Annotated in this window: 5 protein-coding genes; 2 read left to right on the top strand and 3 right to left on the bottom strand. The window is 37.1% G+C overall.

Annotated elements, in window-relative coordinates:
- Positions 1-125 precede the first annotated feature (125 nt).
- From ACOVQ4_RS17255 to ACOVQ4_RS17245, 3 genes are read right to left on the bottom strand one after another with little or no spacing between them, the layout of a single operon-like run.
- A complete protein-coding gene (locus ACOVQ4_RS17255) occupies positions 126-629 on the bottom strand; it encodes a YkgJ family cysteine cluster protein (protein WP_421821864.1) in 504 nt (167 codons plus the stop codon).
- An 11-nt stretch (positions 630-640) separates the two neighbouring features.
- Complete coding sequence (locus ACOVQ4_RS17250) at positions 641-2,530, bottom strand: two-component regulator propeller domain-containing protein (RefSeq protein WP_421821863.1); 1,890 nt, start codon at positions 2,528-2,530, stop codon at positions 641-643.
- Positions 2,515-3,090, bottom strand: coding sequence for a thymidine kinase (locus ACOVQ4_RS17245; protein ID WP_421821862.1), 576 nt, complete (start codon positions 3,088-3,090; stop codon positions 2,515-2,517). The genes ACOVQ4_RS17250 and ACOVQ4_RS17245 overlap by 16 nt, the downstream gene beginning before the upstream one ends.
- Before the next feature lie 688 nt (positions 3,091-3,778).
- On the opposite strand from ACOVQ4_RS17245, the gene ACOVQ4_RS17240 reads away from it, so the two are divergent.
- Both ACOVQ4_RS17240 and ACOVQ4_RS17235 read left to right on the top strand, forming a co-directional pair.
- A complete protein-coding gene (locus tag ACOVQ4_RS17240) occupies positions 3,779-4,246 on the top strand; it encodes a DUF962 domain-containing protein (protein ID WP_421821861.1) in 468 nt (155 codons plus the stop codon).
- Positions 4,247-4,373: 127 nt separating this feature from the next.
- Complete coding sequence (locus tag ACOVQ4_RS17235) at positions 4,374-5,273, top strand: prohibitin family protein (protein WP_421821860.1); 900 nt, start codon at positions 4,374-4,376, stop codon at positions 5,271-5,273.
- The last annotated feature ends 54 nt before the right edge of the window (positions 5,274-5,327 follow it).

Here is a 5,327-nt window from a genome sequence, read left to right as displayed (position 1 = left end):
GTAGGCATTAAGCAGTAAGCTATAGCAAAAATGCGCTTTCTTTTAAAATGATAATAACCTGTGCTTGCCTAAAGCCTAACGCTTACAGCCTAAAGCCTACAGCTTACAGCCTAACATCATTAATGTTACACAATTTTTAAATTTTTCAGTTGTTCCACAATTTCAAATACTGCGGGGCACACTTTGGTATTCTCTAAGGTTAATTTCATAATACCAGACATATTTTTCCGGTCGGTATGCGGATACTCCCTACAGGCTCGAGGGCGTACTTCGTATATAGAACAATAATTATCGGCTCCCAAAAACGTGCATGGCGAACTGTTTAACACATAGTCATTGTCTTTGTCAAGATGTAAGTACTTGTCGATGAGCTGAGCTGGTCGAATCCTTAGATGCTTAGCAATTCTTTCAATATCATTATCCGTAAAAATGGGGCTTGTTGTTTTACAACAATTGGCGCAAGCCAAACAATCTATTTCTTCAAAAACCTTCTCATGAAGAGGATGAAACATTTCATCAAGATTCTTGACTTTTTTTGTTCTGATTCGTTCAAATAATTTCTTATTTTCTGGATACTTATTTAAAGAAGCATCTCTAAATTCTTTGATGGTTTCTTGATTATATGGCATTTTCAAAAAAGTTATCTTACAATTGCAATCTTCCCCATTAATGTCTGATTGCCTTCATCGGTACTTGTCATAACATAATAAATTCCAGAGGGCACTTTTCCTCCTGTGGCGTACTGCCCATTCCAAACGGCTCTTGAACCATTGGCTTTGGTTTCATACATCAATCTACCTGCTACGTCTGTAATTTTGACTACCACGTTTTCAAATAATCCATCGATTGTAATCAAACCTTCATAGTCTGGTCTTACAGGATTCGGATAAATAAGCACATTACCTGAAACATCGTCCCCCGCATTCAAAGCGGTACCTTGGTAAGAAACCATCCCTTGCGCTGTTCGAAAAAAGACTTCTCCAGTACTTGGTTCGATGGCGATGTAATTGATTTGATTGCTAGGAAGTGGCGAATTGTCGGTAGTAAAATTATTAACCAAGAGAGTACCATCATCCGAAAATAGGAAAACTCCATTGTTGGTTCCAATCCATTTACGATTACCGCCGTCAACAGCAATAGAAGTGACATTCTCGTTGGCAAGAAGCCTTCTTTTTTCAAAAATTGGCAAATAAGCGTCCAAATTTCTTCCTGAAACTACGCTTGCGGGGTCGTCAAAAACGGCTATACCGTTGGTTGTTCCTACCCAAATTTGTCCATCTCTATCAACTGCCAAACTCCCAACCGAAGCACTAGGCAAATTACCCTGTCCTTTGCCAGTATAAAGATATCTTCTTTGCTGAGTGGAGGTCTCAACCATTACGCCTTGATAGGCCCCGAGTCGTGTCCATCGGTTTTGGTCTAAATCCAATACAATAGAGTCTTTTCGATATTGAAAAAGCGTATCTTGTTTGAGAGGTGAGTATGATTTAAAAATTCCTGAGACATTGCTTACCAATCCGTTAGCATAATCGGCTACCCAAAACTTTTGCTGAGTATCCCAAAAAGCAGCCTTTAGTTGAGAAATAGCGCTTTCGGTTAGTCGCGTAAGAGACTCGTCTGACAACTGATATACTCTCAGACTTGTTCCATTTTTGAGGAGCAAATGCTGAGAATCGAGTGCAATTACTCTATCAAAACTTGAGGCAAATTTGAGTACAGGCTGCAATTGTCCATTTGATAAGCGCCACAAATCGCCCTCTGTGCTACCTATCCACAATTGAGAACCCACTACTGCAATACTTCCTTTTAAGGCATTACCACTTGGGCCTCTTAGGGTAGTCCAATTACCAAAATATTGTAGATTAACCTCTGGGCTAAGGGTAGCTTGACGAATCCCTATAGATGTGGAAAGATATAGCGTATTGCCGAGAACTAAACTTTGAGAAACGCCCAATGCTGCTCCATTTTCACCCAAATACAGATAGGTTTCTTTTATGTCCTTTTTGACTAAATCCAACACCACTAGTCCAAAATCATAAGACATAAAGGCGACATTTTGGTACACATTGATATCTGAAACTTTTTTGGAATTTAAAATCGTGGTATTTTCTTCGATAAACCTTATGGTCGAAATCTGGGAGGTAGGTTCATAATTATCATCGAGTTGCACCAAATCCAAGGAGCCAGAAGTATATCCCACAATCAAAACTCTAAGTGTAGGATGAATTTGGATTTGGGCAATTTTGTTGTTGCTCAGCCCATCCAATTTGGTCAAAACAGTGGTTTCTCCAGCTGTTTTATCATAATAAAACAGGCCTTGCTCTGTGGCACAATAAATCAGATTTCCGGCCTGAGTGAGTGCTGTAGCATTTTTATAATTAAAATGTGTTCTCCAAGTGCCCACTGGAGCAGACAGTTGTCCCCAAGCACACAATGCGAGTACTTGTAAAAGGCCAATCAAAAGCAATTGTGATAAAGCTCTATATGAGCTTTTCCCAATTTGATTCTTTGTTTTTATGTATGAAAACATTTTCGACATCTGGCTTCATAACTATCGGTTTCACCCAACAATACTTGATCTTGTGCAGGAATTTTACGATATGAATAATTGGCAACATCGCCACAAACCACGCATACAGCATGAACTTTGGTAATATACTCGGCAACCGACATCAAACTTGGCATTGGACCAAAAGGCTTGCCTTGAAAGTCCATATCTAAGCCTGCCACTATCACTCTTTTTCCAGCATCAGCTAGCTGGTTAGCGATATCCACTACTGATTCATGAAAAAACTGGGCTTCATCAATTCCTACCACATCACAGTTTCCCGCCAAGGTGAGCATTTCGGAGGGGTCGGTTAATGGTAACGAAGAAATTGAGGAAGAGTTGTGAGAAACAATATCTTCATGATGATAACGTGTATCTACTGCTGGTTTAAAAATTTTGACATCTTGCTTCGCAATTCTTGCACGGTTGAGTCGACGAATCAGCTCTTCTGTTTTTCCAGAAAACATAGAGCCGCAAATCACCTCTATCCATCCAGTTCTCTGTCCTGTCTGTTGTTGATTATGATAAGGTTCGATGAACACAATAAAAAAAATTTAGTAAATAATTAGTCCTCTTGATTCTTAATAGTCATCAAGATTGCGAAGATACTACATTTTAGCCTTATTGTCGTTTGAGGAGTGGTAGCTTAAACAGATAATTATCTGGTTGGGCTAGTTAAAGGCTTCACTAACAGGCGCACTAAGGGATAGCTCGAAGAAACAAAGAAATGTAAGAAGCTATCCTTATTTATTTAATTTTTTTATTATATTCGTAAAAAATCACTTTGATACCGCGTCAACATAGTGATTTGGGTCTTTCCGCTCTAAATGCAGTGACTGTCTATTGGGAGGTTTTTATTCATATTTCTTACATTTCCATAGCACATTCAAAATCAGCCATTTATCATAAAACAATCTTCTTAATTCTCTAAAAATTACTTGAATGGGTAACGATTCTGTTGTTGAATCAAAATGATTAAACAATTTTACCCTTGTGTTTCTACTCCAACAAAATCATTCTGTTAAAGTTGTTAGGCACTAGGCAATGAGTGTTAAAATTGTTTTTTAGTAACGTTAGATGTCTTTTTTACCAAAAGCTCAAGCGTTAAATTATCTTTTGCGTACTAATTTATCAGGCAGCATGGCTTGATTTGGATATATATAGAAGCAAAACCCCAAACCATAAATTAACTAAGATTACTTTATTTATTCCTAAAATCACTAACACGTTATGAAGACAATTTATCAATGGTTATCAGAGTATGGCGAAAGTCACCAAAACGCTACTAATAAGGCAGTACATTCTATATGTGTTCCACTTATCTTTTTTAGTATCGTTGGTTTTTTCTATAGCATAAAGCTTTCTTTTTTTGAAGTTTTTGGTATCGAAGGCAACGTAGCAATGTTGTTATTGACTTTTACCACGTTCTATTACTTTGTACTTTCCAAATCGCTATCTATTGGCATGTTTGTCTTTTCTCTTATCTGTTTACTTCTCTGTTTGGCTATCGAAACTTCAGGAATTGCTCCTTTATGGCAATTTTGTTCTACTATTTTTGTTTTTTCTTGGATAGGACAATTTTGGGGACATAAAATTGAAGGTCGTAAACCATCCTTTTTCAAGGACTTACAATTTCTCATGATTGGTCCGGCATGGTTATTAAGTTTTATTTATCAACGATTAGGAATTACATTTTGATACCAAATAAGTATTAGACACTCTGGCATTCAACAATGCCATTCATCATAATCATAAATCACACAGCACCAAATACGCTTATTTGGTGCTGTATTTATAATAAACCAATCACTTAAATTTAAAAGCCATGGTATTGATGATTTTGGGATTAATGTTGTTCATAGTTGCGTATGTGTTCAACAAAACCAACGAAAACTTTCAACGCTTAACTCGCCCCATTTCCCTTGTTGGATTCGTTTTTTTACTTATTGGATTTTCAATGTCTGTTATTCGAAAAGTCGACACAGGCGAGGTAGGTGTTCCTTCTCTTTTTGGAGAAGTACAAAATAGAACGCTGGAGAGTGGTTTAAATTTTGTAAATCCTCTCGACGATGTTACAATGTTTGATATAAAAACGCAAAATTACACCATGTCGGCAACGCATGACGAAGGTGACAAAGAAGGTGATGATGCCATTAGGGTTTTGACCGCAGATGGCTTGGAAGTAGTAATTGATTTGACAGTACTATATCGAGTTAGTCCTAGTCAAGCTCCGATGATTTTAAAACAAATAGGGTCGGATTATAAAGACAAAATTATTCGTCCGATTACCCGAACGAAAATACGTGACAATGCGGTGTATTACGATGCGGTTGCCTTGTATTCGACCAAACGAGATGAATTTCAGAATAGGATTTTCAAGGCTATTGATATAGATCTAAAAAACAGAGGTATTATTTTGGAACAACTTCTGATAAGAAATATCAATTTGCCAGCTTCGGTAAAGCAAACTATTGAATCAAAAATTAATGCCGAACAGGAAGCGCAAAAAATGCAATTTGTGTTACAAAAAGAAAAACAAGAAGCCGAACGTAAGAGAGTAGAAGCCCAAGGTATTGCTGATTATCAGAAAATCATTTCAACAGGATTAAGTGATAAACAATTGCAATATGAGTCTATTAAAGCTCAAAGAGATTTGTCGTTATCGCCTAATGCCAAAGTGATTATTATGGGAGCCAAAGGAAATACACCAATTATCTTGAATTAATTTGAAGATGGGGTAATTTGATAATTTGAAGATTTGAAGATGGGGTGATTTGAA

Origin of the sequence: Flectobacillus sp., from assembly GCF_049240685.1 — a bacterium.
Taxonomy (GTDB): Bacteria; Bacteroidota; Bacteroidia; order Cytophagales; family Spirosomataceae; genus Flectobacillus.
The sequence above is the reverse complement of the archived record's forward strand: the minus strand, read 5'-3'. Positions and strand labels throughout refer to the sequence as shown.